This is a genomic window from Ectothiorhodospira lacustris, assembly GCF_022227785.1.
Classification (GTDB): Bacteria; Pseudomonadota; Gammaproteobacteria; order Ectothiorhodospirales; family Ectothiorhodospiraceae; genus Ectothiorhodospira; species Ectothiorhodospira lacustris.
In genome coordinates this window covers 15,402-35,848 of record NZ_JAJNQM010000031.1, presented here as the reverse complement: position 1 = coordinate 35,848, position 20,447 = coordinate 15,402, and the positions used below count along the sequence as shown (strand labels likewise).

Sequence of the window (20,447 nt, the reverse complement as noted above, 5' to 3'; positions counted from 1 at the left end):
GATCGGCTCATCACAGTATAAGTACCTGCCAATGCAGGGCCATTCTCTTCCACATTATTGCGAAAAGCTTCTCGAAATGCCTCACCGGCAGCGACAACAGATTTCTCAATTAATTCTAGACCCTTAGCTTCCCAGTCATCCAGTGCGACTTTTCCTGAAGCCGATGAATCCGTCATTCCCGCGCAAGCGGGAATCCAGTCACGGACTGAGGATCCTGGACTCCCGCCTTCGCGGGAGTGACGGCAAGAGCCATCCCCAGGTTCCCCCATCACTTCAATGATCACGGGCAGAATGGGTCACGGGAAATAGCCGCGATACCCGGCCGATCCCTTCCAGATCCAGGATGATCTCCACCGCCAGCGGCAGGGCCATGTCCTGTTGTTCTCTGCCCAAGGGAGGCCAGAAGGCCACCGTGGTCAGGCCCTCGATCCCGTCCCGATGGTGGAAACGCAGTTCCCAGTCCCGCAGGCCGAATCCCTCCCGGCGCAGGATCACGGGCATGCGGCCGATGGGGAGATCCCCGCCCCCGTCCAGGGCGGACCAGTAAAGTCGATACAGGCTGCCCTCCTCCATCTCCCAGGCCACCCGCTGCAGACTGCTGCGACCGGCACCACCCCGCACCCCGGCACGGATCACCTCCAGCCGCGGTGGCACCTGGAGACCGTCATGACGGATCGGCGGCTGGAATTCCCCCAGGCCATCCCGGGCCGGGCGCCGGGCCACCTGTTCCAGATCCCGCCCCAGCAGGGTCATGGCCATCTGGACCTCCGCCAGACGGGCGGCAGATTCATCCGTGAAGGCCCGCACCTCCAGCACCGCCCGCAGGCCGCCATAGGCCATCACGGAGACCAGGGCAAACACGGCCAGGGAGACAATCAGCTCCAGCAGGGTGAAGCCACGTCCGTAGCGTGCAGAAGGGGGGCGACGGAGGCTCATTGCCAGTTCAGGTGACCCACCAGCCGGGCCAAGGGGGAGGCACCCGGATCATCCCTGTCGCGGACGCTGATCTCGATCCGGGGCACGGGCCCCAGTTCAAAGCCGCCCACATCCAGCATGGCCGGATCAAGACGCACCTCCCAGAACCATTCCCGTTCCGCCATCATGCTGCTCCCCCGCACCACGGCCTCGGCCGGGACCTCCAGCCCAGCCCGATAACGGGCCATGACGTTAGAGGCCACCCAGTGGGCATAGGTGCGATCACGCAGTTCGGCAGCGACGCGGGCATTGTCGCTACCCAGCTTGATCACCGCCCCCAGGGCCACCGCCAGGATGGTGACCGCCACCAGCACTTCCAGCAGGGTGAAACCCTGTTGCGGCTTCATCGCCATGTCCGCAGATCCCTGCCGTGGAGGTCCGCGGGCTCCAGTATCTCGATCCGCCCCCCGGGATGACCACGGATGACGAAGCGGGGCGTGCGGGCCTGATCGGTCAGCCACTGCAGTTCAAAGGGGGTGATCTCACCGCTGATGCCCAGGTACACATGGGGCATCGGACTGGCCGGTTCCCGCTCCAGGCTCACCGGTTGCCCCTGCAGAGACAGGGCCAGCTCGATACCCAGCCCCCCGAGCTCGCGCCATTGCAGCGGCCGATCCCCCGGCACCGGAAGCCACTCATAGCTGCGGGCATCCACCTGGTATTCGCGCAGAAAACCGTACCCGTGCCGGCCCACGCTCAAGGCGGTCTCCTCGGCAGTGAGGATGCCCTCGTCCCGGGCCAGGGCGACCAGGGCGACAAAGCGGCGCATTTCCTGCTCAATGTGGCGGTCACGGCCGCCGTCGCCCACCGCGATCACCGCGAAGGAAACCATGATGCCGACGATGAACAGCACCACCACCACTTCCAACAGGGTGAAGCCGCGGCAGGAACGGCACATGCAGGTCACTGACCCCAGTTGCCGATCTCTGCGTTGATGCCATCACCACCGGGGCGGCCGTCGGCGCCGAAGCTGTAGAGATCGAACTCGCCCCGGGTGCCCGGATGCAGGTACTGGTAGGGGTTGCCCCAGGGGTCCATGGGCAGGCGGTCGACATACCCGCCCTGGCGCCAGTTGCGCGGCTCCGGCTGGCCCGAGGGCCGCTGCACCAGGGCCTGCAACCCCTGATCCGTGCTGGGGTAGACGAAATTGTCCAGGCGGTAGAGATTGAGGGCGCTCTCCAGGGCACGGATGTCGTTCTGTACCTTGGTGATCCGGGCCTCGTCGGGACGATCCATGATCCGGGGCACAACGATGGCCGCCAGGATACCCAGGATCACCACCACCACCATGACTTCGATGAGGGTGAAACCGCCTTGTCTGCGTGGGTGAATGTTCATCATTTTGCGCGCAATCCCCTTAATTGAGTATGACCACTAATTGACCAGCTGATTGAGTTCGAAAATGGGCAGCAGGATGGCCAGCACGATGACCAGCACCACCAGCCCCATCACCAGGATCAGCACCGGCTCCAGGATGCCCATGATCATGGCAATGCGGGTTTCCAGTTCCCGCTCCTGGTTCACTGCCGCCCGCTCCAGCATCTCGTCCAGGGCGCCACTGGCCTCGCCGCTGCGGATCAGGTGGACGGTCATGGGCGGGAAATAGCCGGAGCGTTCCAGAGCCACGCCGATGCCGGAACCCTCCCGCACCCGCTGGGCCACCGTCTGCACCGCCTCGCGCATAGGGCGATTGGCGATCACTTCGGCGGCGATGCGCAGGGATTCCAGCACCGCCACGCCGCTGGCCGAGAGGATGGACAGGGTGCGGGCAAATCGGGCCGTGTTCATGCCCCGGGTGAGCCGCCCCACCAGCGGCAGGCGCAGCAGCAACCGGTGCCAGGTCCGCAGCGGCCCTGGCCGCCGTAGCAGATACTTGAACAGCACACCGGCCGCCACCAGCGCCACCAACAGCATCAGGCCATAGTCACGCAGGGCATCGCTCACCGCGATCAGGGTGCGGGTCAGCCAGGGCAGTTCCTGGCCGATGCCGCTGAATACCTGGACCACCTCCGGCACCACGTAGGTGAGCAGGGCCACGGTCACCAACACCGCCATGGTGGTGAGGATGGCCGGATAGAACAGGGCCAGCTGGATCTTCTGGCGCATCTGCTGACGGTTTTCGGTGTAGTCGGCCAGCCGCTCCAGGACCATGTCCAGATGCCCGGACTGCTCCCCGGCGGAGACCGTGGTGCGATAGATATCGGGAAATACGTGGGGAAAATCCCCCAGGCCGCGGGCCAGGGAATGCCCTTCCATCACCCGGGTGCGCACCGCCATGAGCATGCTGCGGATACGGGCCTTCTCACTCTGGCGGGCCACCGTTCCCAGGGCCTCTTCCAGGGGCAGCCCCGAACGCACCAGGGTGGCCAGCTGGCGCGTGAGCAGGGCCAGGTCCATGGCACTGATGCCTCGGGCCAGTCCCGGCAGCCGCCGACGCCGACGCTCCCGCTGCTGGACCGCCTCCACCGACAGCGGGGTCAGGCCGCTCTCCCGCAACTGCTGGCGCACCTGACGGGGGGTATCCCCTTCCAGCACTCCGCGGACCTGGCGGCCGGTAGGTTTCAGGGCTGTGTATTCAAAGGCGGGCATGGTTCAGGTGCGGGTGTCCGGTGGCGGGCAGGCTGGAGTGCATCGGTGGTCAGTCGTCCTTGGTGACCCGCAGGACCTCCTCCGGGGTGGTGTGACCGGCCAGGATGCGACGAATGCCGTCCTGGCGGATACTGGTGGCATGGCCACGGGCGTGCCGTTCCATGGCCTGTTCGCCGGCGCCGTCATGGATCAGGGATCGCAGGGTCTCGTCCAGCTCCACCAGTTCATAGATGCCGGTGCGCCCCCGGTAGCCCAGCTGATTGCATTCGGGGCAGCCTACGGCCCGGAACAGGGTGTGCTCCCCCGGGGGTAGCCCCAGCAGACGGCTGTCGGCCTCGGAGGCCCGGTACGGGGCCTTGCAGTGATCGCAGAGCAGACGCACCAGGCGCTGGGCCAGCAGGCCCACCAGGGTGGAGGACAGCAGGAAGGGCTCCACCCCCATGTCCCGCAGGCGGGTCACCGCCCCCACCGCGGTATTGGTATGCAGGGTGGAAAAGACCAGGTGGCCGGTGAGACTGGCCTGGATGGCGATGTTGACCGTATCCACGTCACGGATCTCGCCCACCATCACCACGTCCGGGTCCTGGCGCAGGATGGCCCGCAGCCCCCGCGCGAAGGTCATATCCACCTTGCTGTTGATCTGCGTCTGCCCGATGCCGTCCAGATAGTATTCGATGGGGTCTTCCACCGTGAGGATGTTGCGCTTGCGGTCATTGAGCTGGGAGAGGGCCGCATAGAGGGTGGTGGTCTTGCCCGAGCCGGTGGGACCGGTCACCAGGATGATGCCGTGGGGGCGTGCAATCACACGCCGCATCACCGCCAGGGTGTCCGGATCCATGCCCAGATGACGCAGGTCCAGGCGCCCGGCCTGCTTGTCCAGCAGGCGCAGCACCACCCGCTCACCGTGGCCGCAGGGCAACGTGGAAACGCGCACATCCACCGCCCGACCCGCCACTTTCAAGGAGATGCGCCCATCCTGGGGCAGGCGCTTTTCCGCAATGTCCAGACGGGCCATGACCTTGATGCGCGAGGTGATCAGCGGGGCCAGGACCCGCGGGGGCTCCAGAACCTCCCGCAACACCCCGTCCACACGGAAGCGCACGGTGAGACGGTTCTCGAAGGGCTCGATATGGATGTCCGAGGCATTTTCCTTGATGGCCTCGGTGAGCAGGGCATTGAGGAGGCGGATGATGGGGGCGTCATCCTCGGTCTCCAGCAGGTCTTCCGGCTCGGCCAGACTTCGGGCGACGCTGTCCAGGTCTTCTTCTTCCCCCATGCCTTCCATGAGCTGCATGGCGTCGTTGCTGCTGCTCTCGTACCGGGTGCGCAGCAATACGTCAAACTGGGCTTCCGGCACCGTTTCCAGCGTCAGGGGGCGTCCCAGGTGGCGACGTAGTTCAGTCAGGGTCCGGCTACTGACGCCCTGCCGGCACACCACCCGCAGGGCCGCGCCCGAGTCTTCCATGACCACGACCCCATGACGGCGGGCAAAACCGAAACTCACGCCCCGCACCGGCGACAGTGCCGGGGCATCCTCCACCGGGCGGGCGGCGGGCAGCCCCTCCATGGCCTCCGGTGCCGTGCGGGCGTTCATTGACGACCCGGAGGTGGCTGGATGGACAGGCCCCGCACCGTGGCGGCCGCAGTGGCTTCAAAGGGCGGCGGCAGGTGCAGCAAGGCTTCCCAGTCGGGCAGCACCGGCACCGTCTCGTCGGGCATCATCAACACCCCCTGGGCGCGGGAACGCAGTTGCTCGGCCCGGATGTAGTTGTACTTGGCCGCCGTCTGTCCGGTCAGGTCATTGTGCTCACGAATGATCACCGGGTGCAGGAAGACCATCAGATTGCGCTTTTCCTTGGTGGACGTGTCGTAGCGGAATAACCGCCCAAGACCGGGGATGTCCCCCAGGCCCGGCACCTTGTTGCGGGTCTGTACCAGCACATCATCGATCAGGCCACCCAGCACCACCATCTGACCGTCATCCACCATCACGCTGGTCCGCAGGCTGCGCTTGTTGGTGATCAGATCCGCCGCGTCCTGGCCGCTGATACTGGGGGCCACCTGAGAGACTTCCTGCTCGATCTCCAACTTCACCGCGTTACCCTCGTTGATCTGGGGACGCACCGTAAGCTTCACACCCACGTCCTGGCGCTGGATGGTATCGAAGGCCTGCCCGGATTGTTCGATGGCCCGCCCCGAACGGAAGGGCACGTTCTGGCCCACGATGATCTCGGCCTCCTCGTTGTCCATGGTCAGCAGGCTGGGGGTGGAGAGGATGTTGCTGGCGGAATCCCCGGCCAGGGCCCTGAGCAGGACGGCGATGGAGGTCCCGCCGGACTGGCCGATGCCCCCCACGGTCAGGCCATCCCCCACGCTGGGCAGATCCGTGCCACCGGAATAGAAGCCCCGCGCCAGTTGGTAAAGCCCCGAACCGGAACTGCCGAAATTGATGATCCCCACCCCGTCACGCTCGGAGCCGATGCCCCATTGCACGCCCAACTCCCGCGCCCGCTCCGTGGACACCTCGGCGATGATCGCCTCCACCAGTACCTGGGCACGACGCACGTCCAGTTGCTGGATCACCGCGCGCAGGTCCCTGACCACATCCGGCGGCGCGCTGATCACCACCGCATTGGTACTCTCATGGGCCTGCACATGAATGCTGCCCCCCCGCCCGGCGCCCGCAGTACCACCCGCACCGGCAGCCCCCCCCTCCATGGAGGCGGCCAGTCCCCGGAGGACCTCGGCCACATCCTCGGCCTTGGCATAGCGCAGATAAATGACCCGGGTATTGCCCCCCTCCATGGGAATATCCAGATGGGAAATCACCGCCCGCACGGGGATGCGACGCTTGGGATCGCCGCTCAGCAGGATGCTGTTGGTGCGCTCGTCCGCCATCACCTGCAGGCGCGAGCCGGGGCGTTGACGGCCTTCGGCCCCCTCCATGGTACTGATGATCCGCGCCACCTCCGCGGCGGCGGCATGCTGAAGCGGAATCACCTCCATGTCTTCCCGGCTTTCCTGATCGATCCGGCCGATGATGCCCACCAACCGATTGACGTTGGCGGCGGTATCGGAGATGACCAGGGTATTGGATTCCGGGGACGCGGCCAGATGACCGCTCTGGGGGATCAGGGGCCGGAGGATGGGTACCAGCTGGGCGGCATCCACATGGTTCACAGAGATCACTCGGGTGATGTACTCATCCCCCTGCAACGGACTACGCTCGGAGGCAGTGGGCACTTCCGCCTGCTTGGCAATGGCATCGGGCACCAGCTTGATCACCCCATCGGTCTGGACGGCGGCAAAGCCATGGACCCGCAGCACCGACAGGAAGATCTCGTACAGTTCCGAGCGGCTGACCGGACGGCCCGAGACCACGGTCACCCGGCCGCGGACGCGGGGATCGACGATGAAATTGGTCTGAGTCTCCTCGGAGACGTAATTGATCAGGGCCTGGATGTCCACATCCCGGAAATTGAGGGTGGCGCTGTCCTCCTCCGCCTGCAGGCCGGCCGGCAGCAGACAGGCGAGCGCCAGCAGGGGCGGGATCAGGCGCATCCGGCAATGGCGGGCGAATCCTCGGGGCCGGATTGCAGACAGGTCTCGTCGTCCACTCATGAAATGCGGTTCTCCATCACTGCCCGATGGGCAGGGTCAATGACATGGCACGGCCTTGACGCTCAAGATCCAGCCTGACTTCCGTGGCCTGCGCCAGCTCGGCCATCAGGGCCTGAGGATCGGTGACGGCACTGATCGGCGTGCCGTTGATCCCGGTCACCACGTCGCCGGGCCGCAGGCCCGCCTGACGGAACAGGGCCGGGTCACGCCGGGGGGAGACCGCAAAACCCTTCATCGCCCCCTGCTCCATCACCGGCCGCACCCGGATGCTTTCCATGAACTGGCCGGGCTCCTGCAGCCAGGTATCCCGTCGCGTCGCCAGGCTTGCCGCCAGTCCCGCGTCTCGCAGCGGCGGTGCCGGCTCGGTCCCGCCTGCCTGGCTGGATTGCACGGCCGGCACCACCGCCGCGCTGTCCAGGGTCTCCCGAGGCAAACGCAACATCTCAAAACGCCCTTCACGGGAAAGGATGACCCGATCGCCGAAGATCTGCTCCAGCCGGGCACTCCCCGGCAGCTCGGCACCCACCCGGTAATGGCGTTCATTCTGGCGGTCATCGGCGATCAGTGCCACGCCCAGGGCAGGCTCGGGGGAGGCCACCACCCCTTTCAGGGTCAGGCGCAGACGGGTTTCCGGGGCCTCTGTGGGTACCGCCGGGGCTTCAATCACGGTTTCCGCATGCCCGAACAGCTGCAAATCGGCCACTGCCGTCAGGCGCGGAACCTCATTGGAGAGGGGGGCCACGGACGGGGGCGCCGAAGGCAAGTCCCGCGCCACGGGAAGAGGCCCGATCTCCTGCGGGGTCAACAGGGTCCAGGTGAGCTGTGCCAGACTCCATGCCAACACCACCACCAGCGGCAGGACCAGCCAGCGCCCCAAGCGAGCCACGTCCTCCGGAGCGGGACGGGCACCGCGTGCGGAGATGATCCTGGATGCGCTCAACATGGCGATAACCCGATGAGAAATAAGGGCAAGTGTTGCCGATCCTAGCATGGGGACGGACCTTGTCACCATGCCAAGTCCGTGACAGCACCCTCGGTTCGCCAATGGGCGATTGGTTTATACTGGAGCGGATAATATCTTGTCGCGGAGCACACGGGCATGGATCTTAGAAGAAAGGGAGAGCGACGTCGCTACGAAAGACGCCCCAACTATCCGTTTCGGGACAGCTTCGGGGAGTGGGTCATCAGCAATCGACGTCGCCTCGTGGATCGACGCGCCGGGGAGATCTCCGAGGATCAGGAGTACGTACCAAGCCCAAGTCCAAGCCCCATCACCCAGCCCAAGCCCTCAAGGCCCGGTGAAAAATCCTCGGGGGGCAGTGGTGGCAGCCTGCTCCTGCATTACCGGGACGCGGTGGTCAACCTGCACCCCTCGGACGACGGTTTCCTGATGGGGCGGAATCGACAGTGCGACCTGGTCGTGCCCAAGGAATTCGTCTCCCGCCGCCATGCCCGGGTGGAATGCCGGAACGGCGGCTTCGTACTCGTGGATCAAAGCCTGAATGGCACTTACCTGCAGGACAAGACCGGCGAGGTCCGCTTCATCCACCAGGACGACGCCCCGCTCACCGGGTCCGGCTATCTGAGCCTGGGGTCTCCACTGACGGAAAACGCGGATAATCTGGTGTATTTCTATTGCCGGGAAAACGCCCTCGTTACCTGACCAAGGTATCGAGCAGCAACGACCTCCCGGTCATCTCCGGCGGCTGTGCCAGCCCCATGAGTTGCAGTACGGTGGGCGCGATGGCACTCAGCCCCGCACCGGTCAGCAGATGCCGGACACTGCCGTCGATGACCAGACAGGGCACCGGATACATGCTGTGCTGGGTATGGGGCTCACCGGTGAAGGGATCGATCAGTTCCTCGCAGTTGCCGTGGTCGGCGGTAAGGATCACGGAATACCCCCGCTCCACGGCCACGTCCAGCACTCGCCCCACAGCCGTATCGAGGGCCTCCACCGCACTCACCACCGCCTCGTAGACCGCGGTATGACCCACCATGTCCCCATTGGCGAAGTTCACCAGGACAAAATCGTACTGACCACTTTCCAGGGCCTGGATGGTGGCATCCGCCACCTCGGGGGCACTCATCTCCGGCTTTAGGTCATAGGTGGCCACCCTGGGAGAAGGGATCATGACATGATCCTCACCCTCGGCGGGTGTCTCCACGCCGCCGTTGAAAAAGAAGGTGACGTGGGCGTACTTCTCCGTCTCGGCGCAGTGAAACTGCTTCAGGCCTGCATCGCTCAGCACCCGTGACAGGGTCACCCTGGGCCGCTCCGGCAGGAAGGCCACCGGGAGGTCATAGCGGGCATCATAAAGGGTCAGACAGGTCACGGTGACCGGCGTGAAGTCGCCGCGATCAAAGTGGATGAAGTCCGACTGGCTCAAGGCCTCCGTGAGCTGGCGGGGGCGATCATTGCGGAAGTTGAAGAACAGCACCGGATCACCGCTGCGAATCAGCGCCCCCTTGTCGATGACCCGGGGCTTGATGAATTCGTCGGTCTCCCCCGCCTCATGGGCGGCGGACAGGGCCGCGGCCGCGCTGGAGGCGCGGGTCCCTTTGCCATTCACCATGGCATCAAAGGCCAGCTGTGTGCGATCCCAGCGCTTGTCCCGGTCCATGGCGTAATACCGGCCCGTCACGGTGGCGATCTGGCCGCCGCAGGACTTCAGGGCCTTTTCCAGCGAGGGGACATAACCGGGAGAAGACTTGGGCGCGGTATCGCGACCATCGGTGATCATGTGGATCGCCGGCTTGGCACCATGGCGACCGCACAACTCGATCAGGGCATGCAGGTGACGGAGATGGCTGTGCACACCGCCATCGGACACCAGCCCGATCAGATGCAGGGGCCGACCGGCCTCTGCGGCCGTTTTCGCCGCCGCCGTCAGGGCCGCGTTGTCCATGAAGCTGCCGTCTTCGACGGCATCGTCGATACGGACCAGATCCTGCCGAATGACAGCACCGCACCCCAGGATCAGGTGCCCCACCTCGGAATTACCCATCTGCCCATCAGGCAACCCCACCGCCCGGCCCGAGGCCTCCAGCAGGGTATGGGGATGGTGAGCAAAGTACCGATCCAGCCGCGGCGTGGCGGCATCGTGATAGGCGTTGTTAAGCTTGCCCGGATTGACTCCGACACCGTCCATGATGATCAGCAGGGTGGGACGGCGAGGGGCATTGTGGGAAGACTGCGTCATTCACTTGTCCTGTGGCTTGGAGTTGTCCGAAGCGCCCCGTAGCCGACGCTCCTCCGCTTCGGCCTGATCCAGGGCCTCATCCATCTCCGACGCCGAAAGGGGCTGATCGGTTTCATGTTTGCGTCCCTGCCGGGCCCTGGCGACGGCGGTGGCGGCCTTGGCCCGGGCCTTGGCGGCGGCTGCGGCGGCACGGGCCGACAGATCAGCGGCCTCCGTGGGGGTGGGACGGCTCGGCGGATCATTGGCAGGCGGCGGATCTTCCCCCTCCTCCGCCTCCCGGGCCGCCTTCTTCTTGACCAGGACCTTTGACAGCACGATCCCGATCTCGAACAGCAACCACATGGGCAACGCCAGCAGGGTCTGGGAGATGATATCGGGCGGGGTCAGGATCATGCCGACCACAAACACGCCGACAATGATATACGGCCGCTTGGCCGCCAGCTGCTGGGGGGTGGTCAGCCCCATGGCCACCAGCAGGATGGTGGCGATGGGTACTTCAAAAGCGATACCGAAGGCCAGGAACAGCAGGATGACAAAATCCAGATAGCGGGAAATATCCGTCATCACCGAGACCCCTTCCGGGGCCGACGAGGTGAAAAAGGCAAAGATCAGTGGAAAGACCACAAAGTAGGCAAAGGCCATGCCCAGGTAGAAGAGGATAGTGCTGGAGACGAGCATGGGCACGGCCAGGTGCTTCTCGTGCCGATACAGCCCCGGCGCGATGAAGGCCCAGGCCTGATACAGCAGGAAAGGCACGGAGATCACGATCGCCAGCATCAGCACCAGCTTGAAGGGGATCAGGAACGGTGCCGCCACTTCGATGGCGATCATGCTGCTGCCTTCCGGCAGGTGTACCATCAGCGGCCCGGCCAGGAAGGTATAGATGGGATTGGCGAAGGGGAACAGCACGAGGAAGACCAGCAGGATCGCCAGCACACTGCGCAGCAACCGGGTGCGAAGTTCGACCAGGTGGGACAGCAAGGTCCCCTCGGCCTCGTCTCCGGCCTGGGGGGACTCGGGCTTATGATTCATGATTCGATTTCCGGGTCTGATCGGACTCGGGAGGCGTCGGTGCGGAAGGGGCCGACGCCGCCTGGGCGGCGGCACCTTCCTTGACCTCTGCCTCCACGGAACTGACCCGCTCCCGGGTCTTGTCCACCGACTGACGCAGGTCCTGTTCCGTATCCTGCATCATGGTCTTGAGGCGACCGATCTCCCGCTCCTGATCCTCAAGCATCTTCTTGAGTTCTTCGGTCCGCAGCTCCTGCTCGATATCGGAGCGCACGCTGCTGACGAAACGGCGGATTTTACCCACCCAGCGACCGATTTCACGGGCCAGCTTGGGCAGCCGTTCCGGCCCCACGACCAGAAGTGCCACCAAGCCGATGACGATGAGTTCCCAGAATCCGAAATCGAACATGCGTCCGTATCAACCGCCGCGGTTATGAGGATTGAGCGGGCGGGGCCTGACGGCCGCCGCCCGGCATGAAGACCCTCCGGAGATCAGGAGTGGCGCTCGCCTTCCCGGGTCTTGTTCTCGGTGGTCGCCTCGGCCTCGAATACGCGGCCGGGCTTGTCTTCCAGGGGCTTGCGTTCCGTGTCTTCGTTGCCCTTACCGTCGGCCTCGGTCTCGCCGTCGCGGACCGACTGCCGGAAGTTCTTGATGGCGCTGCCCAGATCACCGCCCATGTTGCGCAACTTCTTGGTCCCGAACAGCAAGACCACGATGACCAGGATGATGAGCAATTGCCAGATACTGATGCCGCCAAAACCCATGAGATGCCTCCAGATGTGTCAGTAATGTGTCCGCTGTGATCAGTGCCGTGGCCGTCGTGCTAGCGGGCACTACGTGCCGCCTTCTCCTCCAGCCCCGACAGACCGAAACGCCGCTCCAGTTCCGCCAGCACCTGGCCCGGACCCAGCCCCTGCTGCGCCAGCATCACCAAGGTGTGGAACCACAGATCGGCGGTCTCATAGATCAGTTGCTCAGGGTCGCCGTTCTTGGCGGCCACCACGGTCTCGGTGGCTTCCTCGCCCACTTTCTTGAGGATGCCGTCCAGCCCCTTGGCGTACAGACTCGCCACATAGGAACTGGAGGCATCCGCGCCCTTGCGGGACTCCAGTATCTGGGCCAGTTGTTCCAGGATACGATCGTCAGCCATGGGAAGGAGCCTCGCCGTAGATGGTCGCCGGATCCTTGAGGACCGGCTCGCTTTCCACCCAGTCACCATCCCGATACTGATGATAGAAGCAGTGACGGCGCCCGGTATGGCAGGCGATACCGCCCTTCTGCTCCACCTTCAGAAGGATCACGTCGCGGTCGCAATCCAGCCGCACATCATGCACGACCTGAACGTGCCCGGAGCTTTCACCCTTGTGCCACAACCGGCCCCGGGAACGGGACCAGTACACCGCCTCGCCGGTCTCCAGGGTGCGGGCCAAGGCCTCCCGGTCCATCCAGGCAACCATCAGCACGCAGCCGTCCGCATGGTCCTGGGCGATGACGGGGACAAGGCCGTCGGTATTCCATCGAATCGTGTCCAGGGGACTGTTCTGGGTCATGCGCCGGGTATCAGGATATAGGTATCGGGCATGTACTTTAAACCGTTGGCGGGGGAATTTACCAGCAACCGGGGAACATGCCCCCAAGGAAGTTCTACCCCGAAGGCCCTTTTGCCGCCCTCCCACGAAGGCCCTTTTGCCGTCACTCCCGCGAAGGCGGGAGTCCAGGATGTTCAATCCGCCGCTGGATTCCCGCTTTCGCGGGAATGACATGCCCAGAGGCGCCGATGACATGCCCCGAGACGAAAATGACCTCTTCAGGTCACCCCTACAGGCGAATCTCGACACCCCGTTCGGCCATGTATTGCTTGGCCTCGCCCACGGTGTGCTCACCGAAATGGAAGATGCTGGCGGCAAGCACCGCGTCCGCGTGCCCCTCGGTGACCCCCTCCACCAGATGCTGAAGATGCCCTACGCCGCCGGAGGCGATCACCGGTACCGTCACCGCATCGGCGATGGCTCGGGTGAGTGGCAGGTCAAAGCCCTGGCGGGTGCCGTCCCGGTCCATGCTGGTGAGCAGGATCTCGCCCGCTCCGTTGTCCACCATGCGCCGGGCCCAGTCGATGGCATCCAGCCCGGTGGGCTTGCGACCGCCGTGGGTGAAGATCTCCCAACGCAGGGACTCCCCCGGCGCGGACACCTGCTTGGCGTCGATGGCCACGACGATGCACTGGGAACCTACCCGGTCCGCCGCCTCGCGCACGAAATCCGGGTTGAAGACCGCGGCGGTATTGATGGACACCTTGTCCGCACCCGCATTGAGCAGGCGCCGAATGTCCTCGATCCGGCGAATGCCCCCTCCCACCGTCAGGGGGATGAATACCTGTTCGGCCACCTGCTCCACCACATGCACGATGGTCTCTCGCTCATCGGAACTGGCGGTGATATCCAGGAAGGTGAGTTCATCCGCCCCTTCGGCATCATAGCGCCGGGCGATCTCCACCGGATCACCGGCATCCCGGATATCGACGAAGTTGACGCCCTTGACCACGCGTCCACGGTCCACGTCCAGGCAGGGGATGATTCTCTTGGCAAGCATGATCGACCCTGGGCTCAGGCGGCGTTCTGGTCCGCCAGGGCCTGGGCCTCGGCAAGACTGAGGGTACCTTCATAGAGGGCACGCCCGACGATGACACCGGTGACCCCCTCGTCCTCCACTGCGCACAGGCGGCGGATGTCCTCGATGCTGGTCACACCGCCGGAGGCGAATACCGGGATGTTCACCGAACGGGCCAGGCTCACGGTGGAGTCCACGTTCACCCCCTGCATCATGCCGTCACGTGAGATGTCCGTGAAGATGATGCCGGCCACACCATCCTGCTCGAAGTGCTTGGCCATGTCTTCCACATCGTGATGGGACAGTTTGGACCAGCCGTCGATGGCCACCTTGCCGTTCTTGGCATCCAGCCCGACAATGATGCGACCGGGGAACTCCAGACACAGGTCATTGACGAAATGGGGAGCGCTGACGGCCTTGGTGCCGATGATCACCCATTGCACGCCGGCATCCAGATAGGCCTGCACCGTATCGTCATCCCGAATCCCGCCACCCACCTGCACCGGCAGATCGGGGAAGCGCGAGACGATCTCACCGATGATATCGGCGTTACGGGGGCGGCCGGCGATGGCGCCGTCCAGATCCACCAGATGCAGACGCCGTGCGCCCTCGTCCACCCAGCGCGCAGCCATCTCCACCGGGCTTTCGGAAAATATCGTCGAGTCATCCATGCGCCCCTGGCGCAGCCGCACACATTTACCGTCCTTGAGGTCGATGGCCGGGATCACCAGCATGATCTATTCCCCTGATTAACTGATTTCAGACACCGCCGGTCCAGTGCATGAAATTGCGCAGCAGGGTCAGACCCGTGGCGGCGCTCTTTTCAGGATGGCACTGAATGGCGAAGATGTAGTCCTTGGCGATGGCCGCGGTGAACGGCATCCCGTAGTCCGTGGTACCCGCCACCACTTGGAGGGCGGCCGGCTCCACATAATAGCTGTGTACGAAATAGAAACGACTATCCTGTTCGATGCCGGCCCACAGCGGATGGGCATGGACCTGATGGACCTGGTTCCAGCCCATGTGGGGAATCTTCAGGCGCTCGCCCCCAGCATCAGTCAGATCGACACCAAACCAGCGCACCCGCCCCGGGACGATCCCCAGACACTCGGTACCCCCGTTTTCCTCGCTGTGGTCCATGAGTACCTGCATGCCCATACAGATACCCAGAAACGGCCGGGTCAGCGCCGTCTCACGCAGCACCCCGGACAGACCTCGCTGATCAAGGGCCTGCATGCAGTCGCGGGCCGCCCCCTGGCCGGGGAAAACCACCCGATCCGCTTCCAGGATATCCGCGGGGTGATCCGTAAGCAGCACCCGGGTGCCGGCAGGCGCTGCATGCTCCAGGGCCTTGACCACGGAACGCAGGTTGCCCATGCCGTAATCCACCACCGCAACAGTATTCATAAGGGATTCTTTATTCAGGCCGGGAAACAGGATCGTTCAAAGCACACCCTTGGTGGAGGGCATCACGCCCTGCATGCGGGGGTCCGACTCCAGCGCCATGCGCAGGGCACGACCGAAGGCCTTAAACAGGGTTTCGGCAATATGGTGGGCGTTCTTGCCCCGCAGGTTGTCCAGATGCAGGGTGACGCGGGCGTGGTTCACGAAACCCTGGAAGAACTCCTCGAACAGTTCCACCTCGAACTGCCCGATGCGGTCCCTGGGGTAGGCCACGTGATACTGCAGGCCCGGCCGTCCGGAAAAGTCGACGACCACCCGTGACAGGGCCTCGTCCAGGGGTACATAGGCATGGCCATAGCGGCGGATCCCCTGCTTGTCCCCCACGGCCTGGGCCACGGCCTGCCCCAGGGCGATACCGATGTCCTCCACCGTGTGATGATCATCGATATGGCGATCACCATCCGCCTGAATGGACAGGTCGATACAGCCGTGGCGGGCCACCTGATCCAGCATGTGGTCCAAGAAAGGGACGCCGGTGGCGAATTCGCCGCGGCCCTGCCCGTCCAGGTTGAGAGTCACCTGTATCCGGGTTTCCAGGGTATCGCGCTTGATCTGGGCTGTGCGGGAGGTCATGGGCGCTGAAGCACCGGTGGGGATTCAGGGGGCCATCGTACCACAGCATTACGCCCACGGTGAGCCCTGCCGGCTTGTCTCCCGGCCCGGCTTTGGTTAAGGTGCCGAATCAGTGCGTACCGAACCGAACCTCGGCAATAAGCTGGCGGCCGAAAGGCTGCAGGAGTGGTTGAACCCGCATGTCCGCCCCCAAGATCCTTGATCTAGGCAGTCTCAAGCAAGCCTGCAAAAGTTGCAGTCTCCACGATCTGTGCCTACCCCTGGGGGTCGGCGACGAAGAGCTGCAAATGCTCGAACGGATCATCAACCGAAAACGTCCCCTGCAGCGAAAGGATCACCTGTACCGACCAGGTGACCGTATGACATCCATTTACGCGGTACGTTCCGGCACGGTAAAAACTTACACCCTCACCGACGATGGCCAGGAACAAATCACCGGCTTCCACCTGCCGGGCGAACTGCTGGGCCTGGATGCCATCAGTGACGGTGTCCATCCCTGCGCCGCCCGCGCTCTGGAAACCACCAGCATCTGCGAGATCCCCTTTGACCGTCTGGAAGAGCTTTCAGTTCGCATCCCGGGTCTGCAACACCAACTTTTTCGCATCATGAGTCGGGAAATCCAGACCGACGAGCATTTCATGATGCTGCTGGGCAAGAAGGCTTCCGATGCCCGGCTTGCCGCCTTCCTTCTCAGTCTCTCCAACCGCCTGGGCATACGTGGGTTCTCGCGCACGGAATTCAACCTCACCATGTCGAGAAATGACATCGCCAATTATCTGGGTCTGGCGGTGGAGACGGTGAGCCGCTTGTTCACCCGATTCCAGGCCGCCGGGCTGATCCTGGTGCGACGCAAGCTGATCACCATCTACGACCTGGACGGACTGTATACCGTGGCAGGCACCCAGCCGGTGGAAGATCTGCGTAATCACCACAACGGCAACGGCAAATCACCCCCGATGTAGGGGGCGCAGGATCGGGACGAGCTATCGGGCCTCAATCCAGAAGGTCACCGGGCCGTCATTGGTCAGGGACACCGCCATGTCGGCCCCGAAGCGCCCGGTCGCCACGCGGGGCCAGGCCTCCTGCGCCCGGGCGGCCAGCTGAGCAAACAAGACCCCCCCCACGGCGGGGTCGGCCGCCGGGGTGAAGCTGGCCCGCAGGCCCTTGCGGGTATCCGCCGCCAGGGTGAACTGAGGCACCAGCAGCAGGCCACCCCCGGTGTCCCGCAGACTCAGGTTCATGCGGCCCTGCCCATCCTCGAACAGACGATATCCCAGCATCCGTTCCAGCAGACGTGCCACCTGAACGGCGCCGTCCTCCCGCGTCACACCCACCAATGCCAGGATGCCGGGGCCGATCTCACCGACGGTCTCACCACTCACTACCACCCGCGCCTGACTCACCCGCTGCAACAGCGCGATCATGCCAGGCGATCCGCCAGCGCCTGGGTGGCCGCCACCAGGGCGCGGGCAATCCCCGGCTCACCGGCGGAATGCCCCGCATCCGGCACGATGGTGAGTTCTGCCTGCGGCCAGGCCCGGTGCAGCGTCCAGGCCTGATCCACGGGACAGACCACGTCATAACGCCCATGGATGATGTAACCCGGAATGTCCTTCAGACGGTGGGCGTCACGCAGCAACTGCCCCGGCACCATGAAGGCCTGGTGCCGGAAATAGTGGCACTCGATACGGGCCAGGCTCAGGGCGGTGAAGGGATTCTGGAAATGCCCTACCACGGCCGGGTTGGTCATCAGGGTCGCTGTACGCCCCTCCCATTCCGACCAGGCCTTGGCCGCCGCCATACGGGCCACCTCGTCGGCCCCGGTCAGGCGCCGGTAATAGGCGGCGACCATATCCCCCCGCTCCGTTTCGGGAATCGGCGCCAGATAATCGGCCCAGTAATCGGGGAAAAGGCGTCCGGCGCCCTCCTGATAGAACCACTGGATATCCTCGTCACGACACAGGAAGATCCCCCGCAGCACCATTCCCAGCACCCGCTCAGGGTGGGTCTGGGCGTAGGCCAGGGCCAGGGTGGAGCCCCAGGAACCGCCGAACAGGACCCAGCGATCGATTCCCAGATACTCGCGGATACGCTCCATGTCCGCCACCAGATCCCAGGTGGTGTTGCCTTCCAAGCCGGCATGGGGCACGGAACGGCCGCACCCTCGCTGATCGAACAGGACGATGCGATAGCGGTTGGGATCGAAAAAACGTCGATGCCAGGATTCGCACCCGGAACCGGGGCCGCCATGGAGAAACACCACCGGCAGCCCCCCGGCAATGCCGCACTCCTCCAGATAGAGACGATGCGGAGGATCTACATCCAGATGATGTGAGCGATAGGGACGAATATCGGGAAACAGGGGGGCGGCAGACATGGACGAAAACCTTTTCCGGGCTCAGTGGTGGGGGGCAAGGCACGCGTGTAAGAAAATCCTTACAGACTTTTGCCCCAAAAGCCTGTTTTTCGCAGGTTTGGGGCAGTGTTCACCGCCCCCTCGACTATGAAATCATATACCCATGGTGCACGAAGCGCCTCCCAGGGATCCTGGAGTGATGGGGTACAGGACGACTTCGGACCAGGCGTGGAATGAATCCACTAGGCAGGCACGGAACGCAGGATCAATCACCTGACCAGGGATGGTCTCGCTCCCACCAAGGATGGTGGGGGTTTTTTTACCCCGAAGAAAGACTTGCCATCACTTCCGCCCAGTGAGTATCTTCGGCGGCCATGTCCAGCCTGATTCCTCCTCGCTCCCTGATTCGGGACGCCGGTCGTGCCATCGGCGATTTTCGCATGATACGCGACGGTGATCGCATCCTCCTTGGCCTATCCGGCGGCAAGGACTCTCTGACCCTGCTGCATCTGCTGCTATATTTCCGGCAACGGGCACCGGTTCGTTTCGAGGTCGGCGCCGTGACCATCGACCCCCAGACCGGCCTGACCGACAAACGCGCCCTGATCCCCTATCTCCAGTCACTGGGCATACCCTACGCCTACGTGAGTGAACCCATCCTGGCCCGTGCCGAGAAGCATCTGGACAACCATTCGTACTGCTCTTTCTGCTCCCGCATGCGCCGGGGACTCATTTACCGCACGGCACGGGAACAGGGCTACAACGTCATCGCCCTGGGACAGCACCTGGATGACTTGGCAGAGAGCTTTCTCATGAGCGCCTTCCATGGTGGGCGCCTCAAGACCATGAAGGCCCATTATCTCATCGAGGCCGGAGACTTGCGCGTGATCCGCCCCCTGGTCTACGCCCGCGAACGGCGGATTCGCGACTTCGCGCACAGGGCCGGACTGCCGATCATGGAAGAAAACTGCCCCACCCGCTTCGGCAAACCCACCCAGCGGCCCCACATGAAGGCCCTGCTGGCCCGGGAGGAACAGGACAATCCGGGGCTGTTCAAGAGCCTGACCCGCACCCTGACACCACTCATGTCGGTAGGACTGGATGATGTCCCCGACATCGCCGACGATCTCCCGGCCACCCCCCGGATGGAGCAGTCGCCATGGAACCCCTGATTCGTCTCCTGTTCAGCCTGCTGGCCCGGATGCCCTTGCGGGCGAACCACGCCCTGGGCGCCCTTCTGGGCTGGCTGGCCTGGGTGCTGCGAACCGAGCCGCGGCGCATCTCTTTGCTCAACCTGGCCACCTGCTTTCCGGAGCGGGATGCCCGCTGGCATCAAAAAATTGCCCGGCAGAGCCTGATGGAGACCGGCAAGGCACTGACGGAAGCGCCCTGGCTCTGGCACGCCGGCAGTGCGCGAGTACAGGCCCTGCTGGCAGGCGTGGAAGGCGAGGAACATCTTCAGTCCGCACTGACACAAGGCCGGGGTGCCTTTCTGGTTTCACCTCACCTGGGAAGCTGGGAATTCGCGGGACTGCACGCGGCTGGCTTCGGCACCATGACCAGCCTGTTCCGCCCGCCCCGACTGGCCGCCCTGAATCGGCCGCTGAGGGAAGCTCGGGCGGCCACCGGCGCCCGTCTGGTGCCAACGACCCTGGCCGGCATCAAGGAAATCCAGCGGGCCGTCTCCCACGGCGGACTCATCGGCATGCTGCCGGACCAGACGCCCAAGGGTGCCCGAGGCATCTTTGCCCCTTTCTTCGGACATCCGGCCCTCACCATGACCCTGCTCAACCGGCTGGCCGGACCACGGCAAGTGCCGATCGTATTCGCCTTTGCGCAGCGCCTGCCTGCGGGAAAAGGATATCGCTACCGGTGCATCCCGGTGCCGGAAACGGTGTATGCGAAAGATCCGCAGGTCGCGGCCTGCGCCGTCAACGAAGCCGTGGAAACGCTGATCCGGCTATGCCCCGAGCAGTACGTCTGGAGCTACAAGCGCTTTGCCGCCCGCCCACCCGGCGCGCCACGGGTCTATTGATGCTGCCGCGGC

23 protein-coding genes and 1 pseudogene are annotated in these 20,447 nt (G+C 64.3%); 4 read left to right on the top strand and 20 right to left on the bottom strand.

Translation table 11 applies throughout. From position 1 onward, the window contains the following. Window positions 1-273: 273 nt before the first annotated feature. The 8 genes from gspJ to gspC all read right to left on the bottom strand — a co-directional run bounded on the left by gspJ (window position 274) and on the right by gspC (window position 8,128). On the bottom strand, window positions 274-936 hold the full coding sequence (gene gspJ, locus LQ952_RS07915) for a type II secretion system minor pseudopilin GspJ (RefSeq protein WP_238622119.1): 663 nt from the start codon (window positions 934-936) through the stop codon (window positions 274-276). Then, window positions 933-1,322, bottom strand: a complete 390-nt coding sequence (gene gspI / locus LQ952_RS07910; RefSeq protein ID WP_430733759.1) for a type II secretion system minor pseudopilin GspI — start codon at window positions 1,320-1,322, stop codon at window positions 933-935. Before gspI ends, gspJ begins: the two co-directional genes overlap by 4 nt. Beyond that, entirely contained in the window at window positions 1,319-1,873 is a 555-nt protein-coding gene (gene gspH / locus LQ952_RS07905) for a type II secretion system minor pseudopilin GspH (RefSeq protein WP_238622117.1), read from the bottom strand. The genes gspI and gspH overlap by 4 nt, the downstream gene beginning before the upstream one ends. Window positions 1,874-1,878: 5 nt before the next feature. Further along, the gene (gene gspG / locus LQ952_RS07900; protein ID WP_238622121.1) at window positions 1,879-2,313 is read right to left on the bottom strand and encodes a type II secretion system major pseudopilin GspG; all 435 of its coding nucleotides are present in this window, start codon (window positions 2,311-2,313) and stop codon (window positions 1,879-1,881) included. A 36-nt stretch (window positions 2,314-2,349) separates the two neighbouring features. Continuing rightward, on the bottom strand, window positions 2,350-3,564 hold the full coding sequence (gene gspF / locus LQ952_RS07895; protein ID WP_238622116.1) for a type II secretion system inner membrane protein GspF: 1,215 nt from the start codon (window positions 3,562-3,564) through the stop codon (window positions 2,350-2,352). 49 nt (window positions 3,565-3,613) lie between these two features. After that, window positions 3,614-5,158 (bottom strand): type II secretion system ATPase GspE, encoded by a 1,545-nt coding sequence (gene gspE, locus LQ952_RS07890; protein WP_430733389.1) that lies wholly within the window; start codon window positions 5,156-5,158, stop codon window positions 3,614-3,616. After that, window positions 5,155-7,125, bottom strand: coding sequence for a type II secretion system secretin GspD (gspD, locus tag LQ952_RS07885; RefSeq protein ID WP_430733391.1), 1,971 nt, complete (start codon window positions 7,123-7,125; stop codon window positions 5,155-5,157). The genes gspE and gspD overlap by 4 nt, the downstream gene beginning before the upstream one ends. Window positions 7,126-7,201: 76 nt before the next feature. Beyond that, complete coding sequence (gene gspC / locus LQ952_RS07880) at window positions 7,202-8,128, bottom strand: type II secretion system protein GspC (protein ID WP_238622114.1); 927 nt, start codon at window positions 8,126-8,128, stop codon at window positions 7,202-7,204. A gap of 156 nt (window positions 8,129-8,284) precedes the next feature. Here gspC and LQ952_RS07875 point away from each other — a divergent pair, with 156 nt between their 5' ends. Beyond that, a complete protein-coding gene (locus tag LQ952_RS07875) occupies window positions 8,285-8,848 on the top strand; it encodes an FHA domain-containing protein (RefSeq protein ID WP_238622113.1) in 564 nt (187 codons plus the stop codon). On the opposite strand, the gene gpmI is transcribed toward LQ952_RS07875, so the two are convergent. The 10 genes and pseudogenes from gpmI to hisB form a co-directional block, all read right to left on the bottom strand. Beyond that, entirely contained in the window at window positions 8,841-10,388 is a 1,548-nt protein-coding gene (gpmI, locus tag LQ952_RS07870) for a 2,3-bisphosphoglycerate-independent phosphoglycerate mutase (RefSeq protein ID WP_238622112.1), read from the bottom strand. The two genes, LQ952_RS07875 and gpmI, sit on opposite strands and share 8 nt — an antisense overlap. After that, window positions 10,389-11,420 (bottom strand): twin-arginine translocase subunit TatC, encoded by a 1,032-nt coding sequence (gene tatC / locus LQ952_RS07865; RefSeq protein ID WP_238622111.1) that lies wholly within the window; start codon window positions 11,418-11,420, stop codon window positions 10,389-10,391. Between the two features lie 109 nt (window positions 11,421-11,529). Further along, window positions 11,530-11,808, bottom strand: a pseudogene (gene tatB / locus LQ952_RS07860) (Sec-independent protein translocase protein TatB); the annotation flags it as partial. A gap of 83 nt (window positions 11,809-11,891) precedes the next feature. After that, on the bottom strand, window positions 11,892-12,164 hold the full coding sequence (gene tatA, locus LQ952_RS07855) for a twin-arginine translocase TatA/TatE family subunit (RefSeq protein ID WP_238622110.1): 273 nt from the start codon (window positions 12,162-12,164) through the stop codon (window positions 11,892-11,894). 59 nt (window positions 12,165-12,223) lie between these two features. Further along, window positions 12,224-12,550, bottom strand: a complete 327-nt coding sequence (locus LQ952_RS07850; RefSeq protein ID WP_238622109.1) for a phosphoribosyl-ATP diphosphatase — start codon at window positions 12,548-12,550, stop codon at window positions 12,224-12,226. Further along, complete coding sequence (hisI, locus tag LQ952_RS07845) at window positions 12,543-12,950, bottom strand: phosphoribosyl-AMP cyclohydrolase (RefSeq protein WP_238622108.1); 408 nt, start codon at window positions 12,948-12,950, stop codon at window positions 12,543-12,545. The genes LQ952_RS07850 and hisI overlap by 8 nt, the downstream gene beginning before the upstream one ends. A gap of 268 nt (window positions 12,951-13,218) precedes the next feature. Further along, window positions 13,219-13,989 (bottom strand): imidazole glycerol phosphate synthase subunit HisF, encoded by a 771-nt coding sequence (hisF, locus tag LQ952_RS07840; RefSeq protein WP_238622107.1) that lies wholly within the window; start codon window positions 13,987-13,989, stop codon window positions 13,219-13,221. Window positions 13,990-14,003: 14 nt separating this feature from the next. Next, window positions 14,004-14,741, bottom strand: a complete 738-nt coding sequence (hisA, locus tag LQ952_RS07835; RefSeq protein WP_238622106.1) for a 1-(5-phosphoribosyl)-5-[(5-phosphoribosylamino)methylideneamino]imidazole-4-carboxamide isomerase — start codon at window positions 14,739-14,741, stop codon at window positions 14,004-14,006. 25 nt (window positions 14,742-14,766) lie between these two features. Then, window positions 14,767-15,414 carry an imidazole glycerol phosphate synthase subunit HisH gene (gene hisH, locus LQ952_RS07830; protein WP_238622105.1) on the bottom strand — a complete coding sequence of 216 codons (648 nt, stop codon included), beginning with the start codon at window positions 15,412-15,414 and terminating at the stop codon, window positions 14,767-14,769. A 36-nt stretch (window positions 15,415-15,450) separates the two neighbouring features. Next, window positions 15,451-16,044, bottom strand: a complete 594-nt coding sequence (gene hisB / locus LQ952_RS07825) for an imidazoleglycerol-phosphate dehydratase HisB (RefSeq protein WP_238622104.1) — start codon at window positions 16,042-16,044, stop codon at window positions 15,451-15,453. A gap of 179 nt (window positions 16,045-16,223) precedes the next feature. On the opposite strand from hisB, the gene fnr reads away from it, so the two are divergent. After that, on the top strand, window positions 16,224-17,006 hold the full coding sequence (gene fnr / locus LQ952_RS07820) for a fumarate/nitrate reduction transcriptional regulator Fnr (RefSeq protein ID WP_238622103.1): 783 nt from the start codon (window positions 16,224-16,226) through the stop codon (window positions 17,004-17,006). A gap of 21 nt (window positions 17,007-17,027) precedes the next feature. On the opposite strand, the gene dtd is transcribed toward fnr, so the two are convergent. Beyond that, on the bottom strand, window positions 17,028-17,468 hold the full coding sequence (gene dtd, locus LQ952_RS07815) for a D-aminoacyl-tRNA deacylase (protein ID WP_238622102.1): 441 nt from the start codon (window positions 17,466-17,468) through the stop codon (window positions 17,028-17,030). Further along, entirely contained in the window at window positions 17,465-18,421 is a 957-nt protein-coding gene (pip, locus tag LQ952_RS07810; RefSeq protein WP_238622101.1) for a prolyl aminopeptidase, read from the bottom strand. Before pip ends, dtd begins: the two co-directional genes overlap by 4 nt. Window positions 18,422-18,774: 353 nt before the next feature. On the opposite strand from pip, the gene LQ952_RS07805 reads away from it, so the two are divergent. Further along, a complete protein-coding gene (locus tag LQ952_RS07805) occupies window positions 18,775-19,572 on the top strand; it encodes a tRNA 2-thiocytidine biosynthesis TtcA family protein (protein WP_238622100.1) in 798 nt (265 codons plus the stop codon). Continuing rightward, window positions 19,560-20,435, top strand: a complete 876-nt coding sequence (locus LQ952_RS07800) for a lysophospholipid acyltransferase family protein (RefSeq protein WP_238622099.1) — start codon at window positions 19,560-19,562, stop codon at window positions 20,433-20,435. Before LQ952_RS07805 ends, LQ952_RS07800 begins: the two co-directional genes overlap by 13 nt. Window positions 20,436-20,447 lie beyond the last annotated feature (12 nt).

Coding starts and splice junctions, on each gene's coding strand:
- gspF (WP_238622116.1), bottom strand. CDS start 3,564: ATGCCCGCCTTTGAATACACAGCCCTGAAACCTACCGGCCGCCAGGTC.
- tatC (WP_238622111.1), bottom strand. CDS start 11,420: ATGAATCATAAGCCCGAGTCCCCCCAGGCCGGAGACGAGGCCGAGGGG.
- LQ952_RS07850 (WP_238622109.1), bottom strand. CDS start 12,550: ATGGCTGACGATCGTATCCTGGAACAACTGGCCCAGATACTGGAGTCC.
- gspD (WP_430733391.1), bottom strand. CDS start 7,125: ATGCGCCTGATCCCGCCCCTGCTGGCGCTCGCCTGTCTGCTGCCGGCC.
- gspG (WP_238622121.1), bottom strand. CDS start 2,313: ATGAACATTCACCCACGCAGACAAGGCGGTTTCACCCTCATCGAAGTC.
- gspC (WP_238622114.1), bottom strand. CDS start 8,128: ATGTTGAGCGCATCCAGGATCATCTCCGCACGCGGTGCCCGTCCCGCT.
- fnr (WP_238622103.1), top strand. CDS start 16,224: ATGTCCGCCCCCAAGATCCTTGATCTAGGCAGTCTCAAGCAAGCCTGC.
- LQ952_RS07805 (WP_238622100.1), top strand. CDS start 18,775: ATGTCCAGCCTGATTCCTCCTCGCTCCCTGATTCGGGACGCCGGTCGT.
- pip (WP_238622101.1), bottom strand. CDS start 18,421: ATGTCTGCCGCCCCCCTGTTTCCCGATATTCGTCCCTATCGCTCACAT.
- hisA (WP_238622106.1), bottom strand. CDS start 14,741: ATGCTGGTGATCCCGGCCATCGACCTCAAGGACGGTAAATGTGTGCGG.
- gspH (WP_238622117.1), bottom strand. CDS start 1,873: ATGTGCCGTTCCTGCCGCGGCTTCACCCTGTTGGAAGTGGTGGTGGTG.
- gpmI (WP_238622112.1), bottom strand. CDS start 10,388: ATGACGCAGTCTTCCCACAATGCCCCTCGCCGTCCCACCCTGCTGATC.
- LQ952_RS07800 (WP_238622099.1), top strand. CDS start 19,560: ATGGAACCCCTGATTCGTCTCCTGTTCAGCCTGCTGGCCCGGATGCCC.
- hisH (WP_238622105.1), bottom strand. CDS start 15,414: ATGAATACTGTTGCGGTGGTGGATTACGGCATGGGCAACCTGCGTTCC.
- hisB (WP_238622104.1), bottom strand. CDS start 16,044: ATGACCTCCCGCACAGCCCAGATCAAGCGCGATACCCTGGAAACCCGG.
- hisI (WP_238622108.1), bottom strand. CDS start 12,950: ATGACCCAGAACAGTCCCCTGGACACGATTCGATGGAATACCGACGGC.
- hisF (WP_238622107.1), bottom strand. CDS start 13,989: ATGCTTGCCAAGAGAATCATCCCCTGCCTGGACGTGGACCGTGGACGC.
- gspI (WP_430733759.1), bottom strand. CDS start 1,322: ATGAAGCCGCAACAGGGTTTCACCCTGCTGGAAGTGCTGGTGGCGGTC.
- gspE (WP_430733389.1), bottom strand. CDS start 5,158: ATGAACGCCCGCACGGCACCGGAGGCCATGGAGGGGCTGCCCGCCGCC.
- gspJ (WP_238622119.1), bottom strand. CDS start 936: ATGAGCCTCCGTCGCCCCCCTTCTGCACGCTACGGACGTGGCTTCACC.
- tatA (WP_238622110.1), bottom strand. CDS start 12,164: ATGGGTTTTGGCGGCATCAGTATCTGGCAATTGCTCATCATCCTGGTC.
- LQ952_RS07875 (WP_238622113.1), top strand. CDS start 8,285: ATGGATCTTAGAAGAAAGGGAGAGCGACGTCGCTACGAAAGACGCCCC.
- dtd (WP_238622102.1), bottom strand. CDS start 17,468: ATGATCGCGCTGTTGCAGCGGGTGAGTCAGGCGCGGGTGGTAGTGAGT.